This is a genomic window from Streptomyces sp. NPDC058665 (assembly GCF_042714995.1).
In the GTDB taxonomy this organism is placed as follows: Bacteria; Actinomycetota; Actinomycetes; order Streptomycetales; family Streptomycetaceae; genus Streptomyces.
Genome location: NZ_JBHXRX010000044.1, coordinates 1 through 15917 on the forward strand (window position 1 = coordinate 1; position 15917 = coordinate 15917).

8 protein-coding genes are annotated in these 15917 nt (G+C 69.9%); 2 read left to right on the top strand and 6 right to left on the bottom strand.

Going from position 1 to position 15917, the window contains the following annotated elements; translation table 11 throughout:
- Positions 1-262: 262 nt before the first annotated feature.
- A complete protein-coding gene (locus ACFWV8_RS25885; RefSeq protein ID WP_384208070.1) occupies positions 263-574 on the bottom strand; it encodes a hypothetical protein in 312 nt (103 codons plus the stop codon).
- A 283-nt stretch (positions 575-857) separates the two neighbouring features.
- Between ACFWV8_RS25885 and ACFWV8_RS25890 the strand changes: the two genes are divergently transcribed.
- A complete protein-coding gene (locus ACFWV8_RS25890) occupies positions 858-3353 on the top strand; it encodes a Helicase associated domain protein (protein WP_384208076.1) in 2496 nt (831 codons plus the stop codon).
- A 43-nt stretch (positions 3354-3396) separates the two neighbouring features.
- On the opposite strand, the gene ACFWV8_RS25895 is transcribed toward ACFWV8_RS25890, so the two are convergent.
- From ACFWV8_RS25895 to ACFWV8_RS25915, 5 genes are all read right to left on the bottom strand, one after another.
- Positions 3397-3798 (bottom strand): hypothetical protein, encoded by a 402-nt coding sequence (locus ACFWV8_RS25895; RefSeq protein ID WP_384208083.1) that lies wholly within the window; start codon positions 3796-3798, stop codon positions 3397-3399.
- 731 nt (positions 3799-4529) lie between these two features.
- Entirely contained in the window at positions 4530-4988 is a 459-nt protein-coding gene (locus ACFWV8_RS25900) for a hypothetical protein (RefSeq protein WP_384208087.1), read from the bottom strand.
- A 778-nt stretch (positions 4989-5766) separates the two neighbouring features.
- Positions 5767-12132, bottom strand: coding sequence for an SDR family NAD(P)-dependent oxidoreductase (locus ACFWV8_RS25905; RefSeq protein WP_384208093.1), 6366 nt, complete (start codon positions 12130-12132; stop codon positions 5767-5769).
- A 134-nt stretch (positions 12133-12266) separates the two neighbouring features.
- Positions 12267-13592: a beta-ketoacyl synthase N-terminal-like domain-containing protein gene (locus tag ACFWV8_RS25910; RefSeq protein WP_384208099.1), complete on the bottom strand. Its 1326-nt coding sequence runs from the start codon at positions 13590-13592 to the stop codon at positions 12267-12269.
- 80 nt (positions 13593-13672) lie between these two features.
- Positions 13673-13882: a DUF5988 family protein gene (locus tag ACFWV8_RS25915; RefSeq protein WP_384208102.1), complete on the bottom strand. Its 210-nt coding sequence runs from the start codon at positions 13880-13882 to the stop codon at positions 13673-13675.
- A gap of 1251 nt (positions 13883-15133) precedes the next feature.
- Here ACFWV8_RS25915 and ACFWV8_RS25920 point away from each other — a divergent pair.
- On the top strand, positions 15134-15718 hold the full coding sequence (locus ACFWV8_RS25920) for an IPT/TIG domain-containing protein (protein WP_384208106.1): 585 nt from the start codon (positions 15134-15136) through the stop codon (positions 15716-15718).
- The last annotated feature ends 199 nt before the right edge of the window (positions 15719-15917 follow it).

Below are 15917 nucleotides of genomic sequence, written 5' to 3' on the forward strand. Positions count from 1 at the left end.
CCGACATATACACAAATAGTTTCGTCGGCCGCGTCAGAGGTGTATACGCGCTTCCCCGTGAACCCCGTTGCTTCGCAACGGGGTTGCCCCCGCTTCGCGGGGGCCGGCCCTTCGGGCCGTCAGATCCCGCGCTTCGCTTGGGATCTGGGGAAGGGACTGCGGGCGCTGCGCGCCCTTAAGGGCAGGTCCGCTTCGCTCCCCTGCCTGGGTCTTTCCGGCTTCGCCTCCAAGCCCGAACGGCCCGCTGCGCGGGCCTGGCTGGCTACTGGGTCGGCCGGTCCTTGTGACGGCGGTGGCCCGCAAGGACCGGCCACGAGTTGTGCTGCGGGTGGCCGCCGTCGCCCTCAACGACAAGCCGGTCCGTCCCGGGCTCCTCGGCTCCTTCGACCACCGTGACGTCGATCTCCCCATCACCGGTGGTGTCGAACTGGTAGACGTCCGCCTTGCCGTAGCCGGTCGTGTCTGTCATCCAGACATCAGGTTTTCCGTCACCGTTGGTGTCGGCACTGAGGACGACATGGTGCTCGTCCCCCTGGGTCGGAATCGCTTCTTCGGTACCCTCACTGGTTTCCATGACAGGCCGGTTGCCCCCGAAGGGTGGTTCGAAACCGTGTCGTACCGGGGGTTGCGTGAACTGGGTGCTTCAAAATATATGTGCGATAGATTCTGGAATGGGACACGGACGCCTGAAGAGGGAACGGTGGCCTATTTTCCGACCCTGCTGTATCACCTCCAGCTCACGCGGCGCACGGGCTGCCAGGCGGAATGCGTTGCCTTGTAATTCGTAACTGCCTCTGTTTCTCCGGACATTCGAGGTGACCTGTGAACATAAGTGCCAGAAGGAAGTGGGAGTGGAAGTGACGGCCAGAGAGCTGAGGCCTCATCAGCGTGAAGCGGTCGACGCGGTGCGCGGTTCGCTCGAATTCCCTGCAAGATCACGTGTGCCCGAGCGGGGCCTGCGTACACAAGTGATCATGGCGACCGGGTCCGGGAAGACACTCGTAGCGGTCCGCAGCGCGGAGGAGCTCCGTGCGGGCCGGGTGCTGGTGCTGGTGCCCTCGCTGGACCTGCTGGCCCAGACCGAGGCCGCGTGGCGGGAGGGGGGCCGCCGGGGGCCGATGATCGGGGTCTCCTCGCTGGGAGGTGAGGAGGCGGGTTTCCCGAACACTACGGACGTGGACGAGCTCGTGGAGTGGACCCGTGGCCTGGACAAGGTCACGGTCTACGCCACGTACGCGTCACTCGGGCTCGGCACTCTGGAGCGGGCACACGCCGCGGGGCTGGCGGCCTGGGACCTGATCGTCGTGGACGAAGCCCACCGCGTTTCGGGCCGGATCGGGAAGCCCTGGGCGGTCGTCCACGACAACCAGAAGATCCCGTCCCTGCGCCGCCTCTACATGACGGCCACACCCCGGCTGTGGCAGCTCGGGGACGAGGACGGGGCCGGCGCACCCGGCGAGCTGGTCGCGAGCATGGATGACGACCCCGAGGGCCCCTTCGGCAGCAGGGCGTTCACTTTGACGCTCTCGGCGGCCATCGACAGGGGAATCTGTGCCCCCTACCAGGTCGTATGTGTGGACGTCACCGACACCGCGCTCCAGGCCGCGCGGCTCCTGGGCGCCGAAGGCCGGTCAGCAGAGGTCCGCGGGGCGCGGCTCGCCGCTCTGCAGACCGCCCTGGTGAAGGCGTCCGCTGAGGAGGGTTTCCGGCGCACGCTGGTCTTCCATCACATGGTGAAGGAGGCGGAGGCTTTCGCGGCCGGCCTCCCCGACGTCGCCGCTCAACTGCACGCCAATGACCCCGAGCTGTACCCAAAGACCATCTGGGCCAACTGGCTCTGCGGCGACCACAAGCCGCTCCACCGCCGCCGCGTCCTGGACGAGTTCTCCAGGGGAATCGCTGCTGACGGCACGGTCGTGGAGAAGACGTTCCTCGGGTCCGTTCGCGTGCTCGGCGAAGGCATCGATACATCCCGCTGTGACTCCGTGTACTGGGCGGACGTCCGCGGCTCCATGCCCGACCTGGTCCAGGCCGTCGGCCGGGCACTCCGAACACAGCCCGGCGAGGGCAAGATGGCCTCGCTCGTGGTGCCGGTGCTGCTCGGACCCGGCGAGACGCCGGACAACATGCTCACCAGCCGAGCGTACGGCGGACTCGCCAAGCTCCTCGAGGCCCTGCGGGCCCACGATGCCAGAATCGTGGAAACCCTCGCGGAGCAGCAAGCCCCCAGCCGCTACAAGCCCGTCAACAAGGACGACAGCAGGAAGAGCACGGGCGGCACCGGGGGCGTCAGCGCCCCCGCCAAGGCCCTGCTGAAGTTCTCCACACCCCGCGACCCCGCCGCCCTCGCCGCGTTCATCAACCTCCGCGTCCTCAACCCCGAACACCAACACTGGCGGCGCGGCATCGAAGCCGCCGCCATCTACAACCGGCTCCACGGCGACCTGAAAGTGCCGTTCACCTACCGCGTGCCCGAGAGCGGGGACAAAGGCGAAGGCCAGGGGTGGCCGGCCTCCCTCGCCGCGTTTCCGCTGGGGCAATGGACCGCCGACGCCCGACGCTTCTACGCCCGCGGCGACATGGACGAAGACCGCATCACCCAGCTGGAGAAGCTGGGCATGATCTGGTCCCACTACGACGTCGCCTGGGAGGAAGGCCTGTCCGCAGCACGCGGATGGGCCGCCGAACACGGCCACCTCCTGACGCCGCTGGACGCCACGCACCAGGGATACCGGGTCGGTATCTGGTTGAAGAACGCGCGGGCCGCTGCCCGGAAGGCGCAGGAGAACGAGCAACGGCGTGCCGAGGGCCTGCCGGTTCAGTCGTCGGCCGGGGCGCTGTCGGACGAGCGGCACGAGCAGCTGGAGAACATCGACCCGTCCTGGTGCCCGAGCTGGCCGGTGACATGGCAGCGGTGCTTCCACCTGGTCCGGATGCATCTGGACGCCGGTGAGGCGCTGCCCACCGAGGCGGGCGACGTCGTGCGCCAGGGCGAGGATCTCGGGCGGTGGGTACGCTCGGTCCGGCTCGACTGGGATCAGCTCACCGCCGTGCAGCAGTGGATGTGCGAGCAGGTCCTCGGGATCGAACCCGCCAGCGAGGACGAGAAGCCGAAACCGCGCCGTACGCAGGCCGACAAATGGGCCATGAACTACCAGGCCGCCAAGCAGTTCTACGAGCGCGAGGGACACCTCCAGGTCCCGAGAAAACACCTCGAGCGGATCGTCGGCGAAGACCAGGAGGAACGTGAGCACAAGCTGGGGGCCTGGATCGGGAACCAGCGCAGCCGCGCCGCGACACTGACACCGGAACGGGTGGAACTACTGTCCGCGATCGGAATGCGGTGGTCCTGATGGTAGGCATCGTCGTCACCACGGCCGCCGCGCTCGCGGCCGGCTATCTGTCGGACTGGGGCGGCGCTGCGGGGAACGGGTAATCCGGGTCCTCGATGTACGGCGGGAGGTGGTGGCCGATCGGGTGCTGGGGCGTGTTGGTGACGTTGTCGATGGTGGCGGCGCCGCAGCTGACGTTTTTCAGGTCGAAGAGACCGTAGAGGTCGTGGTCGATGACCTGGGGGTAGGACCGGTCGGTGCGCTCGCAGCCGTCACGCGGGGAGTCGATGGGGTCGCCCGCGGCGCGGATGACCCCGGCGGTGTAGGAGTCTCCCAGGGCAACCCACTGGTAGTCCGCCGCGGCGGCGGCGGATTGAGCCCCGGCGAACTGCGCGGGGACAAGAGTGCCTGCGGCGAGGGCCGCGGCCGAGCCGGGCAGGGCCAGATGAGTGCGGAAGCGGGCCACGAATCCTCCATGGATACGGTATTGACGTCGTCTTGACCCTAAAGAGAGCGTCACTAAAAGCACTAGATCCAATACAGAAAGTCACATCCGAAGGGACAGATCTCTGTGGGTGACAGGGGTTCAGTGTCCCGACCACTCGCCTCCCGCAGGCGACCGCTCTGGTGCGGAACTTGCACAGCGCAAGAAGGTTCCTGATCGACGGCAGAATCCCGGCCGGACAGACGTCCTCGCGATGGCTGTCTTGTTCTCGATCACCAGCCTGCTCGACAGTGCGCGGGCGTTCAGGCGGTACCCGTGCTCGCGGCGGCGGTAACTTCGTGAGACCGAGGCCGACACGGCAGTGCCGTCATTTCTCTTCGGCATTTCCGAGCACGTTGATCACCTTCCGGAAACCGTCGACAAGCGCTGTCCCCAGTCATCAACGAAGCCAGCCACCGCGACCGGCCGGCCCCGGGCATCGCCGATTCGCCCCGGGTTCTGAGCGGGAGCAGGACCGGGCGACCCTGGGGAGCAGCTCGGTACGGCGTGTCAGGTGCAGGATTTCGCCTGCCGGCGCCACGGTGAGTGTCCGGCTGAGGCTGCGGGACGTTCGGGCAGCATCTTCTGCTTCTGCCGGTGCCGTCTGGCGGCTCTGACCGCGTAGTTCATCCGGCGCCGGGCGGCGGCCAGGGCGCGGATCCGGTCGGTGAACCCGGGTCCGGCAGGGGCGGTCCAGGGCTTCCGCCGCGTTTTTATCGGCGGTCGGCAGAGAGTGGAGGGATGTTGCCGGATGCTCGCAGCAGGCACCGTGCCGTGGCGTGGTCGCGGCCGGTGGTGTCGGCGGCGGTGGTGACGGACAGGTCGGCCAGGTGGTGCAGGACGGTCAGGTGGTAGTGGAGGGGCGACGCCGTTCGCAGTGGCAGGCGCGAGGTGCGACGGGCGATGTGTTCGGCGACGTGGTCCCAGGCGGTCGCGGTGGGGTTGGGGCTGCTCAGCAGGGTGGACCAGTGGACGGCGAGGCGGCCGAACGCGCCGCGTACGAGGTCGTCGCCGCCGGCGGGAGTGTGCGCGGCGGCGTAGGCGCGGTAGGCGCGCTCGTGGAGGGCGTGGAAGGCGCGGAACTCGGCGGGCAGGGTGATGTCAGGCCCGGTATCGGAAAGCGGGTACGGCCGTGGGCGGAGGGACGGTGGTGGGGCGATGGTTGCGGTCATCCGAACGCTCCGGGGTGGACGGTGCGGGTGGTCGGGCCCGGCGGGTGAATGCGTGCTGAGGGTGGGTTTGATGACGCGGTAGCCGCGTGCGGGTTCCACGGAGGGCGCGCTTCGGCGGAGTCTTCGCCGCAGGACAGGGTCGTGCTGCGGGTGGCCGTCCACGACGGCGTCCGTTCGCCGTTGAGGATGCGGGAGATGGACTCGACGCGGTTGCCGGGGGCGGAGTCTCGTACGTCTCGCCGCCGGCGCGCTGGAGGCGGGACAGGGCGCTGGTGAATGCGTGAGCGTTCTGCCGCCCTTTCGGGGTCATACGGGCAATCCTTCGTACATGCTTACGTCAGAGAAGGCGGTCGGTCCGGAAGGGCGCGGCGTCCGAGGAGGCGGAACACGGCCCCCTGAAGGCGTCTGCGGCGCGGCGGACAGCGAAGCGGGGTTCGGGGATGCCGCGCCGGCAGCGGGGGCAGGAGCTCTCCGGGGTGGTCAGCGCGAGGATCGCGACTCCCGGGACCGCTTCCGCGTCTCAGGGCAAAGATCAGGACAACACCGGCAACTGGCGTGGCAGTCAGCGGCCTTGCCGGGAAATTGGCCCGTTCCTCACGCGGCCTATGGGTTTCGGTCCCGCGTGTCGGAGGATCACCGCGTCGCGCCGACGCGGTGTGGCATCCGTACGGATGCCACACCGCTGCCTGGTCCCGGCTCATTGTTCCTGCCGCTTCGGGTGAGGGCCGGGGAGAGCGGGCCTCGAGAAGCGGATACCCACGCGTTCGTCCTGGCACGGTCACCCGCTTGAGATCGAGGGGTCGGCGCTCCGCAGTTCCAGGCCCATGCACTCGGCGAGGCCTGCGGCGAGTGCCGACAGCGTCGGGTGCTGCCAGACGAAGTTGCTGGCGAGTTCGACCCCGAGGTCGGATTCCAGACGGACCCGCAGTTCCATGGACAGCAGTGAGTCGAAACCCAGTGCTTTCAGGGGAGTCTGCGGGTCAAGGGTGGTGCTGCCCAGCCGGAGCACCCTGCGGATGTGATCGGCCAGGTAGGTCTCCAGAGCGGTGCGCCGGGCGGTGCCTGGCGCGAGACTCGTGAGACGGGCGTGGATGTCACGGGATTCTTCCGGTGGGTCCGCGGTGTGTCCGTCTCCCGGGGTGAGGAGGCTGAAGAAGGAGGACTGCTGCCCGGCGTGCGGGATCCAGGTGCTCGGTGCGCCGGGAATCACTCCGGTCTGGACGCGCCCGTGCGCGAGGAGCGAACGGAGCGCGCTCAGCCCCTTGTCGGTGGGGATGGTTTCGTAGCCCCGGCCGCTGAAGCCGGTCGCGACGCCGGTCTCGCCCCACGGTCCCCAGTTGACGGCGAGCGTGGGCTTGCCTTCGCGGCTCCGCCAGGCGGCGAAGGCGTCGAGCCAGGAGTTGGCTGCGGCGTACACGCCCTGCCCGGGGTTGCCCAGCAGCGAGGCCATCGAGGAGAAGACGACGAACCAGTCCAGGGTGTGCGCGGCTGTGGCGTTGTGCAGCCTCCACGCGCCGGTGACCTTGGGGTCCCACACCCGCGTGAGCTGGGAGTCGTCGACAGTGGTGATCGCGGCGTCCGCGAGGACCATGGCGCAGTGGATGACACCGCGCAAGGGTGTCTGATCCGCGGTGGCGGTTGTCACCAGGCGCTCGGCGGTGCCCGGCTCGGCGATGTCGCCCAGTACGACGGTGATCCGGGTGCCGCCGGCCGTGAGCTCCCTGATCGCGCGTTCGGCGTCGGGTGAGGGAGGGGTGCGGCCGTTGAGGACGATATGACTCGCGCCTTGTCCGGCCAGCCAGTGCGCGGTTGCCAGGCCGAGACCGCGCAGGCCGCCGGTGACGATGTAGGCGCCGTCGGCGTGGACGACCGGCGGCCCGTCGGGAAGGACCGCGGTGGTCTCGCCCCGGTCCGGGAGGGTGAGGACCAGCTTGCCGATGTGGCCCGCGCGGGCCATCAGGCGGAAGGCGTCGGTGGCTTGGGAGAGCGGATACGTGGTGCAGGGCAGCGGCTTCAGACGGCCTTCGGTGAACTCGGTGAGGACCTCACGCAGGACGGCCGCGAACGTATCGGGCCGGGTCCGCTGGAGTTCGATGAGATCAACGGTGCTCATGGTGATGTTGTGCCGGAAGGGAGCCAGCCCGACGGGGGCGTCGGACAGGATGTCGCGCACGCCCAGTTCGACGAAGCGGCCGAAGGGGCGCAGCGTCTCCAGCCCCGCGCGGATCGCCGCGCCGGAGAGCGAGTTGAGGACGACGTCGACGCCTTCGCCCGAAGTGGCGTCGCGGGTCTGCTCGGTGAAGTCCAGCGACCGGGAGTCCATCACCCGGCTGACCCCGTTGTCCCGCAGGTAGCGTCGCTTCTTCTCGCTGCCCGCGGTTGCCAGCACCTCGGCGCCGAGCAGCCGGGCGACGGCGATCGCGGCCAGCCCGGTGCCGCCGCTGGCCGAGTGGATCAGGACTCTTTCCCCGGCGCTCAGCCGGCCGACGTGGCGCAAGGCGTACCAGGCGGTGAGGAAGGCCGTGGGCAGTCCCGCCGCCGCGACGGGATCGAGCCCGTCCGGGACGGCGGCGACCGCGGTCGCGGGCACGGTGACGAACGAGGCGAAGGCGCCGCCCTCGAGGTGAACGGCGAGCACCGGGTCGCCGGCGCGCAGATGCGTGACGCCGGGGCCGACCGCGGTGACCACACCCGCGCACTCGAAGCCGATCCGGTACCGGATGTCGTGCTCGCCCGGCAGGAGGCCCATGGCCGTGAGGACGTCGCGGAAGTTGAGGCCCGCCGCCCGTACGCGCAGTTCTACTTCTCCCGGTCCTGGTGGCCGGCGCCCGGTCGCGGCGAGTTCGAGGCTGCCGAGGTCTCCGGGCCGGCCGGTCCGGAGGCTGAATCCGTCCACGCCGTGGCGCACGGTGCGGGTGGCGGCCGTGGCCTGTTCGGAGGCCTTCGGCGGGGCGTGATCGAGCCGTGCGACGTACCGGGTGGCATCTCGGAGGGCGACCTCGTCCTCATGGCCGTCGGCGAGCAGTTCCTCGGCCAGGCTCCGCAGGCCCGGATCGCCGTGACCGGTGTCCACCAGCGTGGCGCGCATCCGCGGGTGCTCGAACGCCAGGACGCGGATCACGCCGCGCAGGGCGCTCTGTCCCGGGTCCGCCTTCTCGCCGTCCGCTACCGCGCGCGCGTTCCGCGTGACCGCGTACAGGCGGGGGGATCCGCCGGTGCGGGCGACCGCCTGGGCGATACCGAGGATGCGCCGGGCGCGCCGCTGGGCGCCGGCGGTGGGGTCGTCCGCGGTGGGAGAGGTGCCGCAGAGCATCACCACGGAACGCGCGGGCGAGGGGCCGGCCAGGCGTGCGCCGACGCGGTCGCCGAAGGGACCGAGCTGCTCGTCGTCCAACGGCGGGTCCCACACATCGGTCCGGGCCCCGGCCTCCCGCAGGATCGCGGCCAGTGCCCCGGCGTCTCCGCCGCCCTCCCCGATGACGAGCCAGTCTCCCGGCGGGATCTGCCGGGAACCCTTTGGGCGCGGGGCCGGGTGCCAGCCCGCCTCAAGGAACCACTGGTCGGCGTTGTCGTCCTGACGGGGGTTTCGGAGTGCGAACCTCACGCCGTCGACAGCCATGACCGGTGTGCCCGACTCGTCCAGGAGGCGGGCGTGGCCCACGACGCTCTCGGCCGTGGTTTCGACGATCCGTGCGTGGCAGTACACAGCTGTCGCGGGATCGCCCAGGATCCGTACCGCCCGCATCCCGACGGGGAGGATCAGTCCCTGGTGTGCCCGGCCGGCTGTCCCGGCGGGTCCCGCCACCAGGAGTTGCAGGCAGAGGTCGACCAGGACGGGGTGAACGCGCAGGGACTGGTCCCCGGTCAGTGCGGGCGGCGGGACCTCTACACGGGCCCAGAAGGTCTCACGCCTGCGGGAGGTGTGCAGGCCGGTGATTCCGGTGAACGCCGGACCGTGCTCCAGTCCCCGGGAACGAAGGCCTGCGTAGAGGGTCGCGGGATCGAGGGGTACGTGGTGCCTGCGGGCGAGGGCGGCGAGGGACGGCGCACGGGTGTGTGCGGGTACGGAGAGGCGGCGCAGCACGGCGGAGGCGTACGTGACCCACTGTCCGTCGTCACCGCGTCCGAAGATCTCACAGGTGGCGTGATCCGGGGTGGTCATGGTGACGTTCGTGCGCAGATCGGTGTGCTCGGTCAGTCGCAGCATCTCCTGGAACGAGACGTCGGTGACCTCCACCTCGGCCGGGGAGGCGTCGAACACCTCGCAGGCGGTGGTCAGGGCGATGGCGTAGTGGGCGGCGCCGGGCAGTACCGGGGTGCCGTGGACCCGGTGGTCGGTCAGCCAGGGCATCGCCGTGGTGCCGGCGTCTCCTTGCCAGCAGTGACGCGGTTGCCCGCCGGGTACCTCGGTGCGGCTGCCCGGCAGTGCGGTGGCCGGGCGGGCGGTGTTCTGCTCCTCCGGGCCGCCCGGGCGGGCGGCATCCGCCCAGTGGCGCTTGCGGTCGAAGGTGATGGTGGGGACGTTCGCGAGGTCGGCCCCCGTGTACAGCGGTGACCAGTCGACGTTCACACCCGCGCAGTGCAGGGCCGCGAGCTGGGTGCGGAACGTGGTGGACTCGTCCTCGTCCCGGCGCAGCGTGGGCAGCACGACCGGTTCGCCGTCCAGGCCGCTCAGGTTCTGGGTGACGGTGCGGGTGACCACGGGATGTGGGGAGACCTCGACGTACACCAGGTTCCGGTCCGCGGCGGCCGTGGCCACCGCGGAGGAGAAGCGGACAGGGTTGCGCAGATTGGCGCACCAGTAGGCGGCGTCGAATTCCGGCGTCTCGTGCGGGTTCTCCAGCACGGTGGAGTAGAAGGGGATCCTGGGGCGCTGAGGCGTCAGGCGGGACAGGGCGGCGAGGAGTTCGGGAAGCAGCGGATCCACCTGTGGGCTGTGGGAGGCGACGTCCACCGCGATGGGCAGGGTCGGGATGCCGCGGGCCTGCCAGGCGGCGACGAGCCGTTCGACCTGGGCGGTGTCGCCGGCCACGACGGTGGAGTCCGGCGCGGCCAGGACGGCCACGGAGACGGACTCGGCGCCGTTCGCGGCGAGTTCGGCTTTCACCGCGGCCTGGTCCAGCCCTACGGTCGCCATGGCACCGGCTCCCGCGATCCGGGTGAGCAGCGCGGAGCGCCGGCAGATCACCTTGACGCCGTCTTCGAGCGACAGCGCCCCGGCGACGACGGCGGCCGCGACCTCTCCCATGGAGTGGCCGATGACACCGGCCGTCTCGACACCGTGGGCACGCCAGGTGGCGGCCAGCGCGATCTGCAGGGCGAACAGCACCGGCTGTACCTTGGCGCATTCCGTCACCTGTTCGCCGGCTCGTACCACGTCCAGTACCGAGAACGCGGCCTCGGCGGAGACGAGTTGATCGACTTCTGCCAGGGCCGCCGCGAAGGCCGGCTCCTGCCGCAGCAGTCCGCGTCCCATGCCCGGCCACTGCGAGCCCTGTCCGGAGAACACCCACACCGGCTGCCGGGAGACGGTGACACTCGCCGGCCCCGACACCACGGCCGGGTGTGCCTGGCCCGCTGCGAACGACCTCAGCGCGCCGACCGCGTCGTGCGTGGAACGGGCCACGACTCCCAGACGTCCCCGCCCCGGGCTGCGCCGCAGGGCCAGGGTGTGCGCGATGTCGCGCAGCGGCACCTTCGCGCCGTCGCCCTCCAGCCAGTCGGCCAGGCGCAGCGCCGCGGCCGGCAGCACGGCCGGGGATCCGGCGGGGACCAGGACCACCTCGGGTGCGTCCGGCGGGGTCTGTCGCTGACGTGGCAGGGGCGCGCTGCTGTCGAGGGGCGGTTGTTCCAGGATGACGTGGGCGTTGGTGCCGGAAAATCCGAAGGAGGAGACCGCGGCCAGTCGTGTCGCCGCTCGCACGGGCCACGGGGTCAGCTCGGTGGGTACGAAGAAGCGGGTCTTCTCCGCGGCGATGGCCGGATTCCAGCGGGTGAAGTTCACGTTGGGGGGGATGAGCCCGTGCTGGAGGCACAGAACGGTCTTGATCAGTCCGGTGATCCCGGCGGCGGGCTCCAGGTGGCCGAGATTGGTCTTCACCGACCCCAGAGCACACCGGCCGTGGCCGGTGCCGTACACCTGCGCCAGGCTGGCGAACTCGACCGGGTCGCCGACCGGGGTTCCGGTTCCGTGAGCCTCGATCAGCCCCATGTCCCGGGGGTCGGTCCCGGCGTACGAGAGGGCCTTCTCGAACAGGTCCCGCTGGGCGGTGGGAGAGGGAGCGGCCAGGCCGTCGGACCGGCCGTCCTGGTTCACCGCGGAGCCGCGGACCACGGCGAGTACGCGATCGCCGTCCCGTACGGCGTCGGCCAGGCGTTTGACGACGACGGCGCCGCAGCCTTCACCGCGGACGAAGCCGTCGGCGGCGGCGTCGAAGGTGTGGCAGCGTCCCGTCGGTGACAGCATTCCCATCCGGTCGAAGGACCGGGTGGTTCTGGCGCGGAGCATGAGCGTGACGCCGGCGGCGAGGGCGAGATCGCATTCGTTCTTCAGCAGTGCCTGGCAGGCCTGGTGAAAGGCGACGAGCGAGGACGAGCAGGCCGTGTCGAGTGCCACGCTGGGGCCGTGCAGGTCCAGGAGGTAGGAGATGCGGCCTGCGGCGACGCAGTGCCCGTTCGTCAGGATGGAGCCCTCCAGCTCCTGGGGCTGTCCGGCGAGCCGGTCCATGTAGTCGTGGTAACTCAGGCCGGCGAAGACCCCCGTCGGCGAGCCGGCCAGCTGATGCGGCGGCAGCCCGGCATGTTCCAACGCCTCCCAGACCACTTCCAGCAGCAGCCGGTGCTGGGGGTCGAGTACGTCCGCCTCACGACCGGAGACACCGAAGAAGTCCGCGTCGAAACTGGACACATCGGTCAGATAGCCGCCTCGCCGGGGCGGTGTGTTCCCGTCGGGAGGCCGTTCGGCGCCGTCGTGTGCCCAGAGTGCCTCGCGTCCCGGCGGCGGATTCCCGACCGCCTCCCGCCCCTCCACCAGCAGCTGCCACAGGGCTGCCGGGGAGTCGATGTCGCCGGGAAGACGGCAGCCCATGCCGATCACGGCGAGAGATTCCGTCGCCTGGCTGGAGGAATGCCTGTTTCGGCCCACGGGGGGTTCTCCTTGTTCGGTTCAGATACTCGGACGGGCGGGAGCATGCGGCCGAGTCGGTGATCCGGCGTCGCCGGTGCCGGCGGGGCCGGGCCGGCACCGGGGCGAGTCGAGAGCTGCTGGGGCGGCGGGCGTCAGGCGTCCGGGCTGCCCAGGAGGATCGCGCTCTTCACCCCGCCGACCTGGTAGTTGAAACTCAGTGCGTAGTCGAAGTCGAGAGGACGGGTGAGTACGCCGGGAACGGGATCGAAGGTGAGGTTGTCCGCGGGCTGCTCGCAGTTCGCGGTGGGGCACACCTCGCCGCGCTCCATCATGAGCAGCGTCAGAGCCACACCCAGACATCCCGCGGGCGCGCCGTTGTGTCCGAAGCAGCCTTCCTGAGAGGTCATCAGCAGGTCGCGTGCCGCGGATCCGTACAGTTCCTTGATGGCGTTCGCCTCGAAGGTGGTGACCACCACGTTGCCGTCGCTGCCGCCGTGGACATAGGGCACCTGGCCGATCTCCCAGCGGTCCCCGAGGCACCGGCGGACAGCGGCCACCAGTTCGCTGCCTGTCTCTTCGGACGCCAGGGGGTTGGCCAGCCCGTCCCGGGTCGTGGCCTGGGCGAGCACCTGACCGTACAGGTGGGCGCCGCGCCGGGCCGCGTGCTCCCGGCTCTCGATGATGAGGGTCGCTGATCCCTCGCCGTGGTTGATGCAGTCGGCACGCCGGTCGTACGGGCGCATGAGGGAGTCGAAGGACGGCAGCAGTTCGGGCATGTCGTCGGAGCGGATGGTGTCGTACGTCTTCTGCGCGCCCCGCAGCAGGCGCTGGATGTTGCGGATCAGTTTGACGCTGAAGATGTCCACGCCGGTCACGACGGCGATGTCGACCTCACCGCCGGCGATCATCCGCCGGGCGTTGCCGATCTGCACCGCGGACGACGCGCAGCCGCACGACACCGTGAAGTTGGGGCCTCTCGAGCGGGCCAGCGCCCCTTGGACCAGGGCGACGTCGGAGGGAGTGACGGCCTGTTCCGCCGCGACGAACAGCTCCAGCGCCTCCGCCACGGAGAGGGCTTCGGGGTCGGCCTGCAGCACGGCGAGATAGCTGTCGATGTTCGCGTCCACGCCGCCGCGCCCGGCCAGGATCGCCGCGTCGGTCAACTCGCCCGACTGAAGGTCCAGCTGGGCGTCCGAGCACGCCTCCGCCATGGACACCAGGCCGAACCTGTGTGCCGCGGTGTAGTGGCGGGAGAAGAAGGGAGGGATACCGGGGAGGCGTTCGTCGAACATCGCCTCCGACAGGTGTACGGAGCCGTAGTAGGCGTTGTCCCGCAGGAGGCAGGAGGCTCCTCTGGAGGCGACGTCCCACACATCGTCCGCGGTGAAGACGGGCCGCCCGTCGCCCGGGAGGCAGAACCCGATACCGGTGACCACGGCGTCCCGGGCTCGCCGGCCGGGGCCGCCCGACCCGCTCATGACGCACCTGCGCGCGGCGAAAAAGTCATCATTTTGACCCCTTCCGGATCGATCGATGGCCGGGAAGATTCGAGCAGGTTCTATTCGGCGATGTATGTGCGGTACGACCAGTGGTAGACCGGAAGAAGTTCGCCATCGCATTCGGCGTAGTCGTTCGAGAACTCAAAGTGCTCGTAGCCGTTCCCGCGGAGCACTTTCACCCGTGTTTCGCTTTCCAGTGATTCCACTTCCCAGGTCGGCGGGGAGCCGTCAGGACCCCCGCTGAGCATGACGCGAATCGGCTTCTGCATAGATTTCTCCAACCTGGGTGAATCGGCGCCGGCAGATCGGCAGGAGCGCCGGTCCGACAACTTCCACTCAGGATTTCTCGATCGGAATGGGAAATTCCGCCACCGGGGAACAGCGGGTTCCACAAGACCGCTGCTGGTCCGTGAACTCCCTCGCGTGGGCCGTCAGGGTCCGCGGAGTCGTAGCCGGCCCGGTGGCGGCACGTGCACCATCAGCGGTCGGACCTTCGCGCGAGGCAGCGTGTTGACCAGCACGTTTTCAGAGTGCGATGCCAGTAACCGGGCGCATACGGCCGGCAGAGTCAACGGCCGCCGGGCCGAGAGAGGACGGGCCCCCGATGAGGGAATGACGGTACGGGAAGCTCGCACGGTGCCCCCTGGGTGAGGTAATGCGAGCCACCTATTCCTGACCGAGGGGCGTCAATGCGACGAATGATTTCGATGCCGACCGTGACGGACCGGCCAGCTCTTCGGTGGATCGTCGATTGCCGCTCCCCCCGGAGAGGAGGGCGGCCCACCGGATTGGATTCAGATCGGTTATCCCATGGAGAGTTGTGCTCCCGCAATGAACCCGTCGGCAGTTCACCCATATGGCTCATTTTGCCGAATGAGGGAAATCCCTGTCGTGATCCTTATTGGAACTCACGGGATCGCCGCTCTCCGCATCGGGCTCGCGGCGATTTGGCGGCCGGGATGTCCTGGCGGAATAAATGGCGCGCGTGTCATTGGACGTTCACCCGATGGCCGGCCGCGAGGCGGGCTGCGGCCTGGGCCAAACGGGTGACCGGTCGTCACGGGGGTTGATGCCGGTTCCGTTCGTTGGGGTTACTGGAGTCGTTCAGCCGGTGGGTCGCCCAACCCTCTCCGGGGAGCCCGGCAGCCGGCCCACCCGTTTCGGCCTTCCCTTCTGGCAGGCCCCGGCGAGGAGAGCCACCGCCGCTGATCCCTCCGGAGAGCCACCACCTGGTGGGCGCCGCCGGCACCGGCCGGTACAGCGGCCCGCCTCGCCCGAGGCCGGGTGGTGGTGCCCGCGTCGCGGCTGATGCCGTCGCCACGGGTCTCCGTCGAGCCCTTCGTTCGAGGGACCGCCATCGCACACCACCGCCCTGCCGGTTTCCCGGGAGCCGAGCGGTTCTTCTCCCTCCCTCGGAACCCCACGGCGGGGACGAGGGAAATCCGCCGCCGGCCTCGGCCGGTCCCCGCACGGACCGAAACGGTCCGTCGTTCGCAGTCACTGTCACAGGAGGATCCATCATGTCCACACCCGTCATCTCGTCCGACCAGTCCCGGTCGGCCGCCCCGCTGCCCTTCCCCTTCGGCCCGCTGCTCCTCGCGGCCCTGCCCGGTTCCGGACCGGTCGCGGGCGGCAATACGGTTCAGCTCCTCGGGCTCGGCCTCGGCGGAGCCACCGGTGTCATGTTCGGCACCACGCCGGGCACCATCGTTTCGCAGGACCTGCTGGGACTGACTGTCACGGTGCTGGCACCCGCGCACGCCGCGGGTGTCGTGCCGGTCACCGTGACCAACAGCAGTGGCACAAGCAACTCGGTGCCCTACACCTACCTGGGCGCGCCCACGCCCACGCCTCCCACCGCCGTCAGCATCAACCCGGCCTCGGGCCCGGTCATCGGCGGCACCCCGTTCGTGATCACCGGCGCCAATCTGACCGGTGGCACCGTCACCTTCAACGGAGTCGCGGCCACCGTGGTGGGCGCCGACCCGACCGGGACCCTGCTGATCGGGATCGCCCCGGCCGGTGCCGCCACGGGCAACGTCCCTGTCGTGGTCACGACCGCGTACGGCTCCGCCACCGTCCCGGGCGGTTACACCTACCTCTGACCCGCGACACCTTCGCTCCGCCGCCACGTCGCACGCCGACTGGCCGGGGCTGAACAGCGCCGGTCCGCGGATTCCTTCCGCGGACCGGCGCCTGCTGGAATGAGGAGCGCTTCGGGTGGACCGGCCCGCTCGGCGGCAAAGTCGCCGAGGACGTGACGGCGCACCGCCTGGTGTGGAGCGCGCGCGGACCGCGTCCGGC